Source organism: Microbacterium sp. B19, from assembly GCF_000333395.1.
Lineage (GTDB): Bacteria > Actinomycetota > Actinomycetes > Actinomycetales > Microbacteriaceae > Microbacterium.
In genome coordinates this window covers 18,160-34,811 of the sequence record NZ_BADA01000199.1, presented here as the reverse complement: position 1 = coordinate 34,811, position 16,652 = coordinate 18,160, and the positions used below count along the sequence as shown (strand labels likewise).

The window sequence follows — 16,652 nt, the reverse complement described above, 5'->3', positions numbered from 1 at the left end:
CCCCCCCCCCCCCCCCCCCCCCCCCCCCGTTGATCTGAATCGCGCACGAATCCTGCAGGGCGCGGCCTGGACCATCCCCGCCATCGCCGTCGCGACCGTCGCCCCCGCGGCCGCAGCCGCCTTCAACACGGCGCTGCTCACCTTCAACCAGAGCAGCTACTCCGGCACCGCGTGCAGCACCATCACCGGCGCCTACGTCACGGTCACCGTCAACGGCACCCCCACCGCTGGCCGCTCCGTCACCACGACGTTGAGCGGCGGCTACACGTTCGCGGGTGGAGCGACCACGAACACCCAGGTCAGTGGCACAGACGGTCGCGTAAATCTGCCGGAGATCAACGTGCCCTACGGCACGAGCACTGGCACGCTTACCTCGATGACGTCGGGCGCCTCCACCACGTCGGCGACCCTCTCCGGCGCCGGAACTCCCGTTTATGCGACAGGTCGAGACGGCAACGGTTTCTTCACCCAATGGAGGTCGATTCCCGCCACAGCCAAACCGACGGATGCGTGGGGTTGGTTCCTCGACGGAACAGACCTGTGGAAGGACAACACAAAAGTCGACACCGGGGTCACCAAGATCGCGGGAAACACGAATGGCGGTGTCGGGTGGGTCCAGTACCTAAAGGGCTCGACATGGATCGGCCGGGATAGTCAGGGCTACTCCCAGACATTCCCCTCAATTCCCCTCACGGCGACACCCACGAACTCGTGGGGTTGGTTTGTGGATGGCACCAACCTCTGGTACCAAACGGACATCGTCGACACCGGTGTAAGCGGAGTTCAAGGCGGTACGAACGGCCAGAACTGGGTGCAGTACCGCACCGGCGGCACCTGGTACGGCAGGGACAACAGCGGTTACGTCAAGACTTTCTCGCAGGTCCCCGCGTCGGCGACCGCGACGCGGTCGTTTGGATGGTTCGTCGACGGCAGCGATCTGTGGCACGACGAAGACTTGGTGGAGAAGAACGTCAGCAAGGTAGTTGGCAACTCGCCAACAAACAGCAACTGGGTGGTGTATCTGCAAGGCGGCTCGTGGTTCAGCCGAATCGACCACGACGCCCCGGCCGCTTTTCCCACCACGCCCGCGACGGCGACCGCGACCCGCGGATGGGGCTGGTTCGTCGACGGGACCAACGTGTGGTCAGGCGGTCAGATCGTCGATACTGGCGCGTCTTACGTCGCGGGTGGAACATCAGGCACGTTGGGCTGGGTGCAATACATCGACAGCACACCCTGCTGATACTCCGGCGGTTCGAGGCGCATGCCGCGTGCCGGGGCTGGCATTCGCTGCCCCGGCACACCATCCCAGACCTTGACCACACGGCGACGCCAGACAGTGATAGCGCCACCCGGCTTGACAGCCGGCTATGCCCACCCATTTCGCGCGTTGCGACGGCCTGTGAACGGCATCGGTGCGCAGCCCAGGCCACCTCGCCGCCTTCACCAGGCGCCTGCCACCCCCGGCCGCTCTGATCAGCGTGCACTCGCCCCGTCTTAGCAATTTCACCCGTGCTGCGTCCCGCGATGAAGCACCCGCGCGATTTGTGGAGACGCGAGAATCGACGGTCTATCCCCACCCCTCGAAGGACTTTCGCATGACCACGTCCCCCGAGGCTGCGACCTCTGCCCCGCACCGGCCAAACCGCCGATCCGTCCTCACCGGCGCCGCATGGACACTTCCCGCGATCGCCGCCGCGGCCCTCGCGCCCGTGGCTTCCGCTTCCGCAACGACGACGCTGACCTTCGACCGCACGTCCTACACGGGCTCGGTGTGCGCCCCGGTCACCGGCGCGTCCATCACCGTCTTCACCGACGGCGGCGCCGCAGCAGGCAGCATCGTGACCGTCGTCGCCTCCACCGGCTATCGCTTCGAGAGCGGCGCGACCACGTTCACCGGAGTGTCCGACTCAAACGGGCGCGTCGCGCTCCCGCCGATCCAGGTCCAGGCGGGAGGCACCACCGGCACCCTCACCGCCACGACCGCCGGCGCCACGGCAGCGGCCGCCCTCACGGCACCGCCGAGCACCACCACTCAGACCGCGCACCGTCGTGTCTGGACCGACACGGGTGCCGACTACCCCGCGGACAGCACCGACGTCGCGGTGCCCACCGGCAGCCACGCCGTCGGAACCCTCGTGACGCTGGATCCGAGCGGTGTCCTGCGGCGGGCGGCATCCACGATCTCCTTCGGCGTGACCTCGGCGTTCGCCGAACTGGAGAAGAACAACTACCTCACCGTCACCTACGTCGACGCGAGTGGCATGCACCGGCGCATGTGGACCGACACCGGCGTCGCCTACCCCTCCGCCAAGCTGGATGTCGCGGTTCCGGCGAACAGCCTCGCCCTCGGAACCTTCGTCACTCTCGACCCGAGCGGCGTGCTCCGCCGGGTGACCACCACCGTCGCCAGTGGGGTGAATTCGGCGTTCGCCGAGCTCGACAGGAGCAACTACCTGAACCTCACCTACGTCGACGCCACCGGCATGCACCGCCGCATGTGGACCGACACCGGCGCGGCGTACGCGGCGGGCAGCGCCGACGCCGCGGTGCCCGCCGGCAGTATCGCCGTCGGAACGCTCGTCACCCTCGGGCCCGACAGCGTGCTCCGCAAGGGCGCCAACACGATCACCGCGGGGGTCACCTCGGCTTTCGCCGAACTCGACAAGAACAACTACCTCACCGTGACGTACGTCGACGCGACCGGCATGCACCGGCGCATGTGGACCGACACCGGGTCTGCCTCTCCGGCGGGCAGCGTGGATGCCACCGTCCCCGCGGACAGCACCGCCGTCGGCACGCTGTTGACCCTGGGCGCCGACGGCATCCTGCGCAAAGGAACCGACACCGTCGCGACCGGGGTCACGTCAGCCTTCGCCGAGGTCGACAAGAGCAACTCCACGGTGGTCACGTGGGTCGACGGGGCCTGCTGAGCGATAACGATCAGTTCGATATCAGCAGGAGGGCAACTTAGGGCCGCGCCGCCCCGATACGCAGCGCCTCACAGTCGGTCTCGCGAAGGGCCGCGGCCCACCACCCGGAGCTGTACGGCCTCGTGTAGACCAAAATGTCGAGGCCTCTACCGAGTCACCCCAGCAGCTTCTCTAGTCGCGCCTTCAACGAAGTCTCCCGGTGTTGGGGCGGGCACGCCGCAACGTATCGGCGGAGCACCGCGATCTCTTCGTCACGCTGGCCGAGCTTTCGATGCACGATGGCTGCCTGCTCGGTGTAAAAGGGCGGCGGTGAGGTCTTCTCTCGCCGCGCGGCCCGCTCTGCTCCCTCAATGGCCACATAGCAAAGCGCGAGCGCTTCGTCCAGCCTGCCCTCGCGCTTGAGCTGCTTGATGGGCTCGACCGCCTGCAAGTAGTGCAACCCGTCGACCGACCCAGCCTTGAACTGCTCGGCTCGCTTGCCTCCTTCTGCTAGCGCTTCCCTCACGAGTCGGTGGCGTTCCCGGTGCTCGGCGCTGCGCTTGGCACTCACGGAGAGAGGCGGCCTATTCTGCTCGGACCACTGCCAGACCGGTGCCCCCTCACCGAGCCAGCACCATGCTTCGGCACGCAACCCCTTCTCCAGCAGCTGCGTGAATATCTGCAGTCGCACCGGCCGAGATCCCTGCGGGGAAAGTTCCAAGGCCTTTGCGACGTGGCCCGGAAGGTAGCCGATCCGTTCCGCCTGCGCAAACACGGCGACGGCATGAGGGTCCACCGGGTTATTCGGCTCACGCTGCAGGGAGCCGACCGCTTCGATGTAGCCCGAGTCATCGGGGTCAGACCGCTGTGCAAGGGCCGCGATCGCCTCTTTCCCGATCGTGGTAGTGCCGGAGAGCTTCACGAGATCGGGTACCGCGCTGGACCAATCCAGAGCTGTCGGGATGTGCACTTGTTCCGCGGGTGGCTGCTTCGGACCGAAAAGCCGTTGCAAGATCCCCATGCGCGCCATCCTGCCAGACCCCCGAGCCCACGGCCCTTTGGCAGAGGCGTCTTGAACTTCACCGTCATCGCCGAAAACACCGCATAGTCAAACGCCCGTCCCGCGCGTTCAGCCCAAGAGCCGAACGCCTACAGGGAACCCACTAAAGGAAGATGTCGTTCACCTCATTCAGAATGGCCGCAAGGGAGTCTGCGGGGATGATCGTGGAGTAGATCACTTGTCCTGATGCCGGGGTGATTCCCATCACCTCCGACGGCTCGATTTGCCAGTCCTCCGCGCTGACACCGGGGACGGCATCGAGGAGAACCGCGAGAGCCTTCGCATCCCAGAAACCGTCCGCGGTCACGGCGAGGTACGACTCGTTGTCCACCTGTTTCACGAGGGCACCGATCTCGAAGGTGCCGATACTTGCCCGCCAGACTTTGCCCGTCTGAGCAGCGCGGGCAATCACCTCCCGCACTTTGCTCTGCATGGCAATCACCACGAGCGCGATCTGCTCTAGCTCCCACCGACGGTAGTCTTCGCGCGTCGGCACGAGGTGCGTGGAATTGACTGACGCGGGAACACCTTTGGCAGCACGCCTGCTCTCGGCCTCGAGCCGGGCATAGAAGTCCCGATTCTTGGTATCGCTTTGCCTGTGGCCAGCAGCGACAATCCACCACGCTGCGGACGGAAGACCAGCAGAAGATTCTGAGCTGAACTCTGCCGGCGTGTCGACCTGTCCCGCCGCTCCGCGCAGGTCGTTCGTCTTGATCTTGAACCACACGCGATCTGACAGCGAGCGCACGCGCTCGGCACCCCCGGCGGCCACCTCCGCCGGCAGTGCCTGAGCTTTCTGGATCAGGGCGTCATCGACCCGGTGAAGCTCGACGTCGAGAGGTGGGAACGAGCGACCCAGATCCGTGAGAGCTCGCTTCGTCGGACGGACATTCTCGCTCATTCGCAGAACAGTAGTGCGGGCAAGCGGGCGGCTTCCGTCTTCCCACAGGCGAGAGCGGGTGAAGTTATCTGCTGAGTCCGCCGAGCGAATCCACCTCGTCGTCACTCGCGTCGGCGAGCATCTTCACCGCAGTGCGAGTAGTGCCGTCTAGCGACCGCAGAGCTTCGAGAGCACCCTTCTCGATTTCCTCACGATGAGCATCGATGTACTCCCGCACGGCCGCATCGACGACGTCCTTCTTGGAGCGCTGAAGGAAGTGCGCGGCGTTGGAGACGAGACGGTCGGTCTCAGCGTCGACCTTGATGGGCGCAGTGGTGGCCATCGGCGGACCCTTTCTGTCGAACAGGTAGCAAAGTACCACAGTTACGTTTGTCGAAGGCGGGCGAGTACCGAGCAGGCGATAGCACGAGCGTGCGCCCGAGCGGGCCGCGGCACATCGCCCGGCGTTCAACCGCTGAGTATCCGAACCGGCTGCTAGCTGCACGTAGCTACCGTGACGGGGACGAGCACGACGAGGGGCGGATATGCGGATCGCATACGTTGACGACACCAAGCAGCGCGGCCGACGGCGCGACATGGGACAACTGGTCGCGCTCGGCGCGGCCATCTTCGACGAAGAACAGATACAGCCATTCGACCAGGCCTTCCGCGCGGCCTACGACGAGTTCGACGTGCCCCACGACGTGGAACTGAAATGGTCGAACTCCCAGCGGAGCAATTGGTGGGCAGAGTCGGAGGATCGCAAAGCGAAGCAGACCCCGCTCCGCCGACGCGTCTTGGAACTCGCTCAAGCGCACGATGTAGGAGTCATCGTCGTGGTCTGGGACACCAATGGTGGGATCGCGTCCGCTGGCGGCGAGGGGCCAGAGGACGCGGTGATCACGTTCATGTTCGAACGCATCTCCGCGCAACTCGAGAACAATGGTGATCGCGGCATCATCGTGTTCGACAAGCCCGGCGGCACCCATCGCGAGGAAGCGAGCTGGCTGACCGATCGCGCGGAGATGGTTCGCGTGGGAACGGACTACGTCAAACCGAACGCGATCGTGACCCAGATTCTGACGGCGCCCTCGCACCTGCATCCGCATCTGCAACTCGCCGACCTCATCGCCGGAAGCGTCACGGCCGCGGTCGCGGGAGTCCCGCACGGGCTCGAGTTGATCTCCCTCATCGAGCCGATGATGTGCGTCAACTGGCGCGGCATCGTCGGGGGTACGGGTCTGAAGCTGTTCCCGGACAAGCTGAACAATCTCAACCACTGGGTGCTCGGTGAAGACACCTTCGCCCGCGGCGCCGGGGAAGTCAGCCTCCCCTACGCGCACTGGCGTTACTCGATCGACGACGGCCTCTGACTGCTGCGGCGATCTCGACTCTCGACGAGGGTCAACACGCGGGCGCTTCGGCGACCGACAGCCGAGGCCGAGACTCGTTCTCTGCCGAGCCCGCCGGGTGGTTCGAGCAGCGGCCGCTCGCCGTGGAACGTCGTTGCGACGCTCCGAGTGCGGTTGCACCCACCGGCTCACGCTCCAACTGAATCGCGTTTCCATTGGAGCGTGGGCGTGATTGGGGCGCATTACGCGCATCGGGGCGCAAGATTCACGCCCCAATGCGAGAATCGCGCCCCAAACCGCGAAGGCCGTCGCGCCCCAAACCCGCAGGGGCCGTGGCGCCCCAAATCGCGACAACGGCTCCCGAACGCGGCGCCGAACGTCCGCGCGAGCCGCCGAGCCCGCTACCCCAGCGCCGGCGTCCGCGGCGGCACCGGCCGACAGCGTGGCCGTCGGCACGCTGCTGACCCTGGGCGCCGACGGCATCCTGCGCAAGGGTACGGACACCGTCGCGACCGGGGTCACGTCGGCGTTCGCCGAGGTCGACAAGAACAACTCCACAGTGGTCACGTGGGTCGACGGGACGTGCTGAGCGGGTCTCAGGACGCCTTTCGCTTCTCGATCTGGTAGACGCGCTGGGGGCTGATGCCGAGCACACGGCCCACGTCCGGAGCGGAGTACCGCTGCGCGCGGAGCTGCGCCACGACGGCCCGACGCCGCTCCGCCGCACGCGCTTGAGCGAGCCGCGCTTCGGCCTCCTCCCGGCCTGCCGCCGCCCACTCGTCGAGGAGGGCTTCGGCGCCCTGCACGCTGACAGTGACAGCGACCTCGGAGGGCGGGACATCCAGCCACATCGCGGCAACGCCCTGCGCCTCGTGATCGACCTCGTTGAGAGACGCCGCCTGGCCACCCGTTCCGAGCTCCGGGATCTCGAACACCCACCAGCGCCCCTCGCGCTCCACGGTGACGTCGAACGTGCGAACCATGATTCCTCCCGTCACTTCCACGACGCCGGAAGCACTGCTCCGGCCCTTTCGATCTGACGAAGCACGCCAGCGGACACCTCGCGATGCCCAGCGGGCACGATCGCCTTCCTCGACCCATCGGGCAAGCCCCACAACTCATGGCTGCCTTGCCCATCCCGCAGGTAGACCCAGTCGATGCTTCTCAGGTGCTGCAGCACGTCCCGCGTCTTCTGCGCTCGCATCAGGATAGAAAAGTCCCCCCTTGCTCGGCAAGCAAGAGGGGTCTTGTTCAGTCCACCTTTGAACAAGCGAAGTTCATCCATCCTCGTTGGAGCGTGAGCGCGGAATGGGGCGCATTCCGTGCACTGGGGCGCAAGATTCACGCCCCGATGCGCGAATCGCACCCCAAACCGCAACAACCCCGCCACCACACGGCGCCGGGTCGCACTGCCGCGCGCTCCTACCCCAGCGCCGGCGTCCGCGGCGGCACCGTCCGCCGCGGACGCAGCGCCTCGAACGCCGCGGCCATCGACAACAGCGCCGCGTCGTCGTACGCACGACCCGCGAACGTGACACCCGCCGGCATCCCGATGTCCGGCATCGTCCCCAACGGCACGGTCACCGTCGGCACCCCGCAGTGACGGATCGCGAGGTTGCCCGTCGCGACCCACACACCGTTCCGCCACGCGATGTCGGCTGACGCCTCGTTCACGTCGGCGTCGGCGGGCGCCACGTCGCTGAGCGTCGGGAAGGCCACGGCGGCGAAGCCGTTGGCATCCATCCACTCCTCGAGGTCGCGTCGGCGGGTCTCCTCCAGACCCTCCAGCCCCTCGGCCAGCGCCGGAATATCGGTGAACGACGCCACCGGATGCTCGCGCACGTGCGCGGGGTATTCAGCGATGTCGTCGTCGAAACCGTCGTAACGATCCGGGAGGGCACCGGAAGGGTGCGGGAAGATCGCCGCGCCGTCCACCGACGCCAGACCGCGGTGACCGTTCGCGCGGAGGAAGTCGTCCCACGCCCACGCCGACAGGTCGACAATCTCGCGGTCGAGGAACTCCTGCGACACCAGACCGCGCGTCTTGATCGTCGGCGCACCCGCACGATCGCCCTCGTAGTTGCTCACGAGCGGGAAGTCGCAGTCGACCACGATCGCGCCGGCTGCCTCGAGATCCGCGCGGGCGACGTCGAGAAGCTCGCGCAGCGACGGCCGCAGCTCGATCGGCTCACCGGTCGGCCCGCCCACACCGCGCGGACCGGTTCCCACCAGGGGGTCGTCGCCGACAAACATGCGCGGGATGCCGATCCGCTTGCCCCGCAGCGAGGACCCCTCGGCGAGCGCGGCGAACGACGGCGGCCGCACCTCTTCCACGGAGGGCAGCGGAACCCACGGCTGCGCGCGCCAGAAGTCGCCCCGCGTCTCGGGGTCGTCGGCCACGATCACGTCGAGCACCGCGAGCAGATCGGCCATCGAGCGGGTGTGCGGCACGACGACGTCCATGGTCGGCACGAGCGGCCAGTTACCGCGCACCGAGATCACGCCGCGCGACGGCGTGTAGGCGCACAGGCCGTTGCAGGCCGCGGGCGCGCGGCCGCTCGACCACGTCTCCTCGCCCAGGCCGAAGACGCCGAACGACGCCGCGGTCGCGGTGCCCGACCCGTTCGACGAGCCCGACGCGAACGCCGACGTCAGGAAGTCGGCGTTGTACGGGCTCTCGGCGCGGCCGTACAGCCCACGCTGCATGCCGCCGTTCGCCATCGGGGGCATGTTCGTCAGCCCGAGGCAGATCGCACCGGCCTCGCGCAGTCGCGCGATCGTGAACGCGTCGTTCTGCGCGACGAGGTCGGCGAACGCGGGACTCCCGGCGGCGACCGTGAGGCCGCGCACCAAGTAGCTGTCCTTCGCGGTGTACGGGATGCCATCGAGCGGTCCCCGTGCCTCACCCGCCGCGCGACGGGCGTCGGACTCGGCGGCCTCGGCGAGCGCGCTCGGGTTCCGAACGACGACGGCGTTGAGCTTCGTCGCGGTGTCGGGACCGTCGTACGCGTCGATGCGCGCGAGGTGCGCCTCGACCAGCTCGACGGCGGTGGTGCGGCCCTCGGCGAGGGCGGCGGCGAGATCGGCGATGGATGCCTCGACCACATCGATCATGCGGACACCTCCGGCTGTTGCTGGGTGATGCAGTGGATGCCGCCGCCGCGCGCGAACAGCTCGCGGGCGTCGACGGTCACGACCCGGCGGCCCGGATAGACGTCCTCGAGGATGCCGCGAGCCGTGGCATCCGCTTCCTCCTCGCCGAAACCACAGGCGATCACGCCGCCGTTCACGACGAGATGGTTCACGTAGCTCCAGTCGGTGTCGCCGTCGGCGTCGCGAATGGTGGCCGGCGCGGGCAGGTCGCGGATGTCGAACGAGCGGCCCGCGGCATCCGTCTGCGTCTCGAAAAAGGCGCGGAGGTCGCGCGTGACCGCGTGGTCGGGGTGCGCGGCGTTGCGCTGCTCGTGGAGGAGCAGCACTCCGGGCGAAGGGATCGTCGCGACGATGTCGACGTGGCCGCTCGTGCCGAAGTCCTCGTAGTCGCGCGTGAGACCGCGCGGCACCCACACCGCGTGCGTCGCGCCGAGCGTCCGGAGCATCTCGGCCTCGACCCGCTCGCGCGTCGCGTACCGGTTGCGGCGCGAGTCGAGCTGGACGGTCTCGGTCAGCAGGACGGTTCCTTCGCCGTCGACATGGATGCCACCCCCTTCGTTCACCAGCACCGAGCTGACGAGCTCGGCGCCGACCGCTTCGGCGACGATCCGGCCATGGTGCGCGGCCTTCTGCCACACCGACCAGTCGTGGTCGCCCCAGCCGTTGAAGATCCAGTCCACGGCGCCGAGGACGCCCGGACGCTCGGGGTCGACTACGAACGTCGGACCCGAATCGCGCAGCCAGAACTCGTCGACGGGCGCCTCGAGCACCTCGATCTCGCTCGACAGCATCCGGCGGGCGCGCGCGAGCTCGGTGGGGTCGACGAGCATCGTCACCGGCTCGAACTCGGCGACGGCGTGGGCGACCGCGGTCCACGCGGCGTAGCCCGCTTCGCGCTCGGCATCCGTGTCCCCGAGGGTGGGTCCCTCGCTCGGGAACGCCATCCACGTGCGGGAGTGCGGAGCGGTCTCGGACGGCATGCGCCAGGTCATCGCGGGTCCTTCGGGGTCGGGGTGGGCGGCGGGGTGTGGCGGGGGGCGTGGGGGTGCGGCGTCGGGGTGTGGCGTCGGGGTGTGGCGGCGGGGTGTGGCGGCGGGGTGTGTCCGGTTTGGGGCGTGATCGTCGCTTCGGGGCGGAGGATTCACGCCCCGAAGCAAGGAACGCGCCCCAAACCCGGGGAGGGCACCGCGGCGTCGCGGTTGCGTCACACATTAAACGTTTAAGTGAAGGCGGCGCAAGACCCGATCCGTCGGGTAACGTCACCCCACGTGACCCCACGCAAACCGACGCTGCACGACGTGGCCGCCGCTGCCGGCGTCTCGATCGCCGCGGCGTCGTTCGCGCTGCGCGACAAGCCCGGGGTGTCGCCCGAGACCCGCGAGCGGGTGCTCGCCGTCGCCCGCGACCTCGGTTACGCGGTCAACGTCCCGGCGCGGAGCCTCCGCACCGCGCGCTACGGCGCGATCGGCCTGCATCTCCCGGCCGGGACGACGCGCCTGCCGTACTACACCGAGTTCGCCTTCGGAGTCGTGGATGCCGCCGACCGCCTCGGCCTCTCCGTCATCCTGCTTCCCCACCGGGATCCGGACGATGCGTCCCCTCCCACGGCATTCGTCGACGGGTACATCGTGGTGGATGCCACGACGGAGGATGCCGGCATCCGGGCGATCCTCGACACCGGGCGGCCCGTCGTGAGCTCCGAGCAGCTGCTCGGCGCGGAGGATCGGGTCGCGGGCAGCGTCGTCTCCGACCACGGCACCGCGACGCGCGAGCTCCTCGACCACCTCGCCTCGCGGGGCGCGCGGCGCATCGCGATGCTGCTGCCCCCCGAGGGCACCGCCTGGAGCCACGACGTCACGCGCGCGTACGAGGAATGGACCGCCGAGCGCGGTGGCATCCCTCTCTCGCGTCGGATCGGGTTCGTGCCGGTGCCCGACGAGGTCGCCGTCGCCATGTCCGGGGTGATGGGTGAGGCGGATGCCGTGGTCGTGGCGCCCAGCGGATCGGCGGTGCCCGCCCTGGCCGCCGCCTCCCGCGTGGGGCGCACCGTCGGCGAGGACCTGCTGCTCGCCGCGTACGTCGACGAACCGCTGCACGCCCTGCTCACCCCGACCGTCACGGCGCTCGACCTGCAGCCGCGGGAGGTCGGCGCCGCCTGCCTCGAGGTGCTCGCGGGGGATGCCGCGGACCGCTTCCGCCTGCACCGTCCGCTCCTGCGCGCACGGGCGAGCACGGGGGTGGCGGGGGGCGCGAACGCCGAAACTGCACGCGGCTGACAAACCCACTGCAGGGTGCAACCGAGATGGCGCGCAGATGCAGTCTCGCGGCCCGAGCGGCCCGCACTGCCACTCTCGCGGCCCGACCGGCCCGCACTGCCACCCTCGCGGCCCGGGCAACCCGCGCGGCCGGGCCGCGGGTCGGACTGCGGCGCGGCCGGGGCTCGGGCGGGGGCGGGAACGCCGAAACTGCATCCGGCTGACAAACCCACTGCACGCTGCAACCGAGATGTCACGCAGATGCAGTCTCGCGGCCCGCACCCACCCTCACGGCCAGCGCCGCCCGCACCGCGGCCCACGCCGCCGCCCGCACGGCCCCGCCGCCCGCGGACCTAGAGTGAACAGCGTGCAGGTGAGGTTCTTCGGCGGCCTCTCCGTGTCGTGGGGCGCGGACGAGGGAGCGGTCCCCGGGCGCGGACAGCAGGCTCTGCTGCTGCGCCTCGCCGTCGACGCCGGAACCACCGTCGGCTACCGCGCGCTCGCCGACGACGTCTGGCCGACCGACGCCCCCGAGGACCCGCGGGCGTCGCTGCAGTCGCTCGCATCGCGCCTGCGGCGGACACTCCCCGACGGGCTCCTCGCGTCGGTTCCCGGCGGGTATCGCCTCGAACTGTCCCGCGACGACATCGACATCACCCGGTTCCAGGACCTCGTCGCCGCCGCGCGCGCCGAGAACGATCCGGGTCGCGCCCGCGACGCGCTCGCCCTCTGGACCGGCGACCCGTGGATCCCGCACGACGGGTTCGACTGGCTCGTCCGCGACCTGTGGCAGGACCGCGGCCACGCCGAACGCCTCACCGCCGCGGCCCCGAGCCCGGCACCCCAGGCGCCCGTCGTCCCGGCGGCGATCACCGGCCTCGTCGGGCGCGCCGACGAATTGGATGCCATCCGCGACCGCCTCACGACCGACCGGCTCGTGACGGTGATCGGGCCCGGCGGGGCGGGCAAGACCACGCTCGCCCTCGAGACCGTGCGCGCGACCGCGGACGCGCTCGTGGTCGAGCTGGCCCCCGCCGCGACGGGAGAGGTGTGGGCGGCGATCGCGGGGGCGGTGGGCCATGGCATCCGTCTGAACGAGACCGCGGCGAGCGCCCCGACGAGCCCCCGCTACCGCGTGATCGAGGCCGTCGCCGGACGCGAGGTCGTGATCGTCCTCGACAACTGCGAGCACGTGATCCGAGAGGCGGCCGAGGTCGCCCAGACCCTGCTGCTGAGCACTCCGGGCCTCCGGATCCTGGCCACGAGCCGCGAACCGCTCGGCGTCATCGGCGAGGCCTTCGTCGACCTCGGCCCGCTGCCCGCCCTCGACGCCGACGAACTGTTCGCCCGGCGCGTGCGGTCGGCGCGTGGCATCCCACCCGCCCCCGACGAGCGCGAAACGGCCGCGCGCATCGTGCAGCGCCTCGACGGCCTCCCCCTCGCGATCGAGCTCGCTGCCGCCCGCGCCCGCACGCTCACGCTCGCGGAGATCGACGCCGGACTCAGCGACCGGTTCGCGCTGCTCGCCAACGGGCCGCGGCTGAGCCCCGACCGCCACCGGACGCTCCGCGCCCTCATCGACTGGAGCTGGGACACCCTCACCGACCCCGAACGGGTGGCGCTGCGCGCCTCTTCGGTGTTCCCCGACGGCATCGGGAGCGGCGACGCCGCCGCCATCGCGGAGGCGTTCGGGGTGGATGCCACGGTCTTCGACGCCCTCGTCGACCGATCGCTGCTCGTGCGGCGCGACGGTCGCTTCCGCCTCCTCGAGACGGTGCGGGAGTACGGGCTCGACCGGCTGCGCGCCGAGGGCGCCGAGACGGAGTACCGCGAGCGCGCCGCCGACGTGCTCACCGTGCTCGCGGCCGCTCATGAGCGGACGATGCGCGGGCCGGGACTCCGCGCGGGTCTCGCCTGGTTCGACGCCAACGAGGAGAACATGTCGGCGGCGCTCCGTACCCGCGCGGCCTCGGCGGACCGCCGGCCCGGACGCCGGTTGCTCCGCGCCCTCCTGTGGGCGTGGGCCGTGCGCGAGCGCATGGAGGAGTTGCGGCCGGCGCTCGCGGCCTTCGCCGACCCCGATTCTCCGCTCGAAGACGAATCCGACGTCGTGATCGAGGCGCTCGCGCTGTTCTCGGCCTCTTTCCCCGAACCGGGGCAGGCGTCGACGTTCGACCGCGCCACGTTCGCCGCGCGCCGGGACGTCCTCGTGGAGGCCGCGCGCCGGCACCCGTCGGAGGTGACCGTGCTCGCCGGTCCGCTGCTGAGCCTCGCCGAAACGGTGCTCGAAGCCACCGAAGCGGGGTTCTCCGGGCCCTGGCGCGTCCGCGTCTCGGACGCCGAGCTGGAGGCCGCGCCCCCGTGGTCGCGCGCGATGCTGCACGTCGTCCGCGCCGGCGCGGCGGTGAACGCCGGCGACGTCGAGGTCCTCGGAGTCGAGAGCGAGAAGGCGCTGCGGCTGTTCACCGAGGTCGGCGACCCGTGGGGCGCGGGCATCTCGAGCCAGCTGTGGTCCGAGTGGCTCATTCTCGCCGGGCGGCTCGACGAGGCTCTGGAGGTGACCGACACCGGCTTCGAGGTGGTGGCGGGGATGACCTCGGTGGCCGACCTCCTGCAGATGCAGGCCCAGGCCGTCGGCATCCTGCTCCGGCTCGGTCGGCTGGACGAGGCCCGCGAGCGCGCGGCCGAGATGGAGACGACCGCCGCCGCGGACGGGTCGGTCCGTGCGCTGTCGCAGGCGCGCATGGCCGCGGCCCAGGTCGAGATCTCCGCCGGAGACGGCACCGCGGCTCTCCGCCAGTCGCAGGCGATCCGCCTCGAACCGGGGTTCCCCGAGCAGATCAAGGCCTGGGCGGGTGCGCAGCGCGCCGAGGCGCTCCTGCTGCTCGACCGCCCCGACGAAGCTCGCGCCGCCTTGCGGGAAGCGGTGCCCCTCGCGGTCCGATCGCACGACCACCCGGTCGTGGCATCCGTCCTCGTCGCCGTCGCCGGTTGGAACGCCGCCGTCGGGCGAGCGGACACCGCGCGCGAGACGCTCGCCCGCGCCGCGACCGTCCGCGGCGCCGCCGACGAGCGCGAACCGTTCTGGCGGTGGGTGGAGGAACGCCTCGGCGCGGACACCGGAGAGATCCCGGCATCCGCGCCCGGCATCCTTCTCGGAGAAGTGGATGCCGACGTGCTCCTGGCGCTGCTCGACTAGGCCTTGCGCATGTAGGCGCGGACCGTCAGCGGCGCGAACACCGCCACGATGACGGCCGCCCCGATGAGCGACACGACGGCGTCGGAGCCGAGCGTGCCGCTGTTGACCAGGTCGCGCACGGCCGTGACCAGGTGGGACACCGGGTTGATGTCGACGAACCACTGCAGCCACGACGGCATCGTGTTGGAGGGCACGAAGGCGTTCGAGAGGAACGTCAGCGGGAACAGGATCAGGATCGACACCCCCTGGACGCTCGACGCGGTGCGGGCGATCACACCGAAGAACGCGAAGATCCAGCTGATCGCCCACGAGCACACGATCACGAGCAGACCCGCGACGACCACCGCACCGAGTCCGCCCTCCGGACGGAAGCCCATGATGAACCCCATCGTGAAGGTCAGCGTCGTCGCGATCGCGTAGCGGACCGTGTCGGCCAGCAGCGCGCCGGACAGCGGGGCGATGCGCGCGATCGGCAAGGATCGGAACCGGTCGAACACGCCCTTGTCCATGTCCTCACGCAGCTGCACGCCGGTCACGACCGAGGTCGTGATGACGGTCTGGACGAGGATGCCGGGGATGATGATCGGCAGGTAGCTCGCGACATCGCCGGCGATCGCGCCGCCGAAGATGTACGTGAACATCAGGGTGAACAGGATCGGCTGCACCGTGACGTCGATGAGCTGCTCGGGGGTGCGGCGGATCTTCAGCAGCCCGCGCCACGCCATCGTCAGGGTGTTGCGGAACGTCTGACCCAGCCCCGCGGTGTGGGGCAGGTCGCGCGGAATCGTGATCGCGGTCATGAGCGGACTCCTTCCAGGTCGGCGGCGGTTTCGCGCGCCGCGTCGTCGTCGGCCGGCACTCCGCTGCCGGTGAGCGTGAGGAACACCTCGTCGAGGGTCGGCTGCTGCACGCTGAACTCGCTCAGGTGCACGCCGGCCGTGCGGAACGCCACGAGCAGGTCGGTGACCTCATCGGGGTCGGACATCGGCACCGTGAGGCGCGCCGCCTCCGGAGACACGATGGCCGTGGCATCCAGGACCCGCGCGATGGTGGCGCGCGCGACCTCGAGGTCGGAGCCCGGCTGCAGGCGCAGCACCAGCGACGCCTGACCGACGGATGCCTTGAGCTCGAGCGCCGTGCCCTCGGCGACGACGCGCCCGCGGTCGATCACGGCGATGCGGTCGGCGAGCTGGTCGGCCTCGTCGAGGTACTGCGTCGTGAGGACGACCGTGGAGCCGGTCGAGACCAGCCGCCGGATCGTGTCCCACATCTGCCCGCGGGTGCGGGGGTCGAGGCCCGTGGTCGGCTCGTCGAGGAAGATGAGCGGCGGCTGGGCGATGAGGGATGCCGCGAGGTCGAGGCGACGGCGCATGCCGCCGGAGAACTTCGCCAGGGGCCTGGATGCCGCCTCGGTGAGGCCGAACTCCTCGAGGAGCTCGGTGGACTTGCGGCGGGCATCGGTCCGCGACAGGCCGAGCAGGCGCGCGAAGATGATGAGGTTCTCGGTGGCCGAGAGCTTCTCGTCGACGGAGGCGAACTGCCCGGTGAGGCCGATGAGCTGCCGCACGATGTGCGCGTCCTTCACGACGTCGTGGCCGAAGATCTCGGCCCGCCCGCCGTCGGGACGCAGCAGCGTCGTGAGCATGCTGATGGTGGTGGTCTTGCCGGCACCGTTGGGGCCGAGAACGCCGTAGACGGTCCCGGCTTCGACGACGAGATCGACGCCGTCGACGGCCCTGTTCGAGCCGAACGTCTTGACGAGCCCTTCGGCTCGCACCGCGGGAACGCGGGTGGATGAGGTGGTCATGACGACAGGATGCGCCGGGCGCCCTGTCGCGCCG

At 69.8% G+C, this 16,652-nt stretch carries 13 protein-coding genes and 1 pseudogene; 6 read left to right on the top strand and 8 right to left on the bottom strand.

Annotation, left to right across the window (positions count from 1 at the left end):
- Positions 1-1,243 (top strand): annotated as a pseudogene (locus I5G_RS25790) (hypothetical protein); the annotation flags it as partial.
- Between the two features lie 355 nt (positions 1,244-1,598).
- On the top strand, positions 1,599-2,933 hold the full coding sequence (locus I5G_RS07500) for a hypothetical protein (protein ID WP_022878504.1): 1,335 nt from the start codon (positions 1,599-1,601) through the stop codon (positions 2,931-2,933).
- Between the two features lie 154 nt (positions 2,934-3,087).
- Here I5G_RS07500 and I5G_RS07495 read toward each other — a convergent pair whose 3' ends face one another.
- The 3 genes from I5G_RS07495 to I5G_RS07485 all read right to left on the bottom strand — a co-directional run bounded on the left by I5G_RS07495 (position 3,088) and on the right by I5G_RS07485 (position 5,195).
- Entirely contained in the window at positions 3,088-3,933 is an 846-nt protein-coding gene (locus I5G_RS07495) for an HIRAN domain-containing protein (RefSeq protein ID WP_022878503.1), read from the bottom strand.
- Between the two features lie 142 nt (positions 3,934-4,075).
- On the bottom strand, positions 4,076-4,873 hold the full coding sequence (locus tag I5G_RS07490) for a hypothetical protein (protein ID WP_022878502.1): 798 nt from the start codon (positions 4,871-4,873) through the stop codon (positions 4,076-4,078).
- 64 nt (positions 4,874-4,937) lie between these two features.
- A complete protein-coding gene (locus I5G_RS07485; protein ID WP_022878501.1) occupies positions 4,938-5,195 on the bottom strand; it encodes a hypothetical protein in 258 nt (85 codons plus the stop codon).
- Between the two features lie 202 nt (positions 5,196-5,397).
- Here I5G_RS07485 and I5G_RS07480 point away from each other — a divergent pair, with 202 nt between their 5' ends.
- Both I5G_RS07480 and I5G_RS25785 read left to right on the top strand, forming a co-directional pair.
- Positions 5,398-6,225 carry a DUF3800 domain-containing protein gene (locus I5G_RS07480; RefSeq protein WP_022878500.1) on the top strand — a complete coding sequence of 276 codons (828 nt, stop codon included), beginning with the start codon at positions 5,398-5,400 and terminating at the stop codon, positions 6,223-6,225.
- 421 nt (positions 6,226-6,646) lie between these two features.
- Positions 6,647-6,793 carry a hypothetical protein gene (locus I5G_RS25785; RefSeq protein WP_022878499.1) on the top strand — a complete coding sequence of 49 codons (147 nt, stop codon included), beginning with the start codon at positions 6,647-6,649 and terminating at the stop codon, positions 6,791-6,793.
- A 7-nt stretch (positions 6,794-6,800) separates the two neighbouring features.
- On the opposite strand, the gene I5G_RS07470 is transcribed toward I5G_RS25785, so the two are convergent.
- From I5G_RS07470 to I5G_RS07455, 3 genes are all read right to left on the bottom strand, one after another.
- Complete coding sequence (locus I5G_RS07470) at positions 6,801-7,187, bottom strand: helix-turn-helix domain-containing protein (protein WP_022878498.1); 387 nt, start codon at positions 7,185-7,187, stop codon at positions 6,801-6,803.
- A gap of 439 nt (positions 7,188-7,626) precedes the next feature.
- Positions 7,627-9,318 carry an amidase gene (locus I5G_RS07460; protein WP_022878496.1) on the bottom strand — a complete coding sequence of 564 codons (1,692 nt, stop codon included), beginning with the start codon at positions 9,316-9,318 and terminating at the stop codon, positions 7,627-7,629.
- Entirely contained in the window at positions 9,315-10,349 is a 1,035-nt protein-coding gene (locus I5G_RS07455) for an agmatine/peptidylarginine deiminase (protein WP_022878495.1), read from the bottom strand. The genes I5G_RS07460 and I5G_RS07455 overlap by 4 nt, the downstream gene beginning before the upstream one ends.
- A 276-nt stretch (positions 10,350-10,625) precedes the next feature.
- Here I5G_RS07455 and I5G_RS21245 point away from each other — a divergent pair, with 276 nt between their 5' ends.
- Together I5G_RS21245 and I5G_RS07445 are read left to right on the top strand one after the other, a co-directional pair.
- Entirely contained in the window at positions 10,626-11,633 is a 1,008-nt protein-coding gene (locus I5G_RS21245; RefSeq protein ID WP_022878494.1) for a LacI family DNA-binding transcriptional regulator, read from the top strand.
- 346 nt (positions 11,634-11,979) lie between these two features.
- Positions 11,980-14,811, top strand: a complete 2,832-nt coding sequence (locus tag I5G_RS07445; RefSeq protein ID WP_026095740.1) for an ATPase — start codon at positions 11,980-11,982, stop codon at positions 14,809-14,811.
- On the opposite strand, the gene I5G_RS07440 is transcribed toward I5G_RS07445, so the two are convergent.
- Together I5G_RS07440 and I5G_RS07435 are read right to left on the bottom strand one after the other, a co-directional pair.
- On the bottom strand, positions 14,808-15,611 hold the full coding sequence (locus I5G_RS07440; RefSeq protein ID WP_022878492.1) for an ABC transporter permease: 804 nt from the start codon (positions 15,609-15,611) through the stop codon (positions 14,808-14,810). The genes I5G_RS07445 and I5G_RS07440 overlap by 4 nt on opposite strands.
- Positions 15,608-16,618: a daunorubicin resistance protein DrrA family ABC transporter ATP-binding protein gene (locus I5G_RS07435; RefSeq protein WP_022878491.1), complete on the bottom strand. Its 1,011-nt coding sequence runs from the start codon at positions 16,616-16,618 to the stop codon at positions 15,608-15,610. Before I5G_RS07435 ends, I5G_RS07440 begins: the two co-directional genes overlap by 4 nt.
- Positions 16,619-16,652 lie beyond the last annotated feature (34 nt).

What these genes read in the sequence shown, in the direction of transcription:
- I5G_RS07500 (WP_022878504.1), top strand. Translation starts at nt 1,599, where the DNA reads ATGACCACGTCCCCCGAGGCTGCGACCTCTGCCCCGCACCGGCCAAAC.
- I5G_RS07495 (WP_022878503.1), bottom strand. Translation starts at nt 3,933, where the DNA reads ATGGGGATCTTGCAACGGCTTTTCGGTCCGAAGCAGCCACCCGCGGAA.
- I5G_RS07490 (WP_022878502.1), bottom strand. Translation starts at nt 4,873, where the DNA reads ATGAGCGAGAATGTCCGTCCGACGAAGCGAGCTCTCACGGATCTGGGT.
- I5G_RS07485 (WP_022878501.1), bottom strand. Translation starts at nt 5,195, where the DNA reads ATGGCCACCACTGCGCCCATCAAGGTCGACGCTGAGACCGACCGTCTC.
- I5G_RS07480 (WP_022878500.1), top strand. Translation starts at nt 5,398, where the DNA reads ATGCGGATCGCATACGTTGACGACACCAAGCAGCGCGGCCGACGGCGC.
- I5G_RS07470 (WP_022878498.1), bottom strand. Translation starts at nt 7,187, where the DNA reads ATGGTTCGCACGTTCGACGTCACCGTGGAGCGCGAGGGGCGCTGGTGG.
- I5G_RS07460 (WP_022878496.1), bottom strand. Translation starts at nt 9,318, where the DNA reads ATGATCGATGTGGTCGAGGCATCCATCGCCGATCTCGCCGCCGCCCTC.
- I5G_RS07455 (WP_022878495.1), bottom strand. Translation starts at nt 10,349, where the DNA reads ATGACCTGGCGCATGCCGTCCGAGACCGCTCCGCACTCCCGCACGTGG.
- I5G_RS07440 (WP_022878492.1), bottom strand. Translation starts at nt 15,611, where the DNA reads ATGACCGCGATCACGATTCCGCGCGACCTGCCCCACACCGCGGGGCTG.
- I5G_RS07435 (WP_022878491.1), bottom strand. Translation starts at nt 16,618, where the DNA reads ATGACCACCTCATCCACCCGCGTTCCCGCGGTGCGAGCCGAAGGGCTC.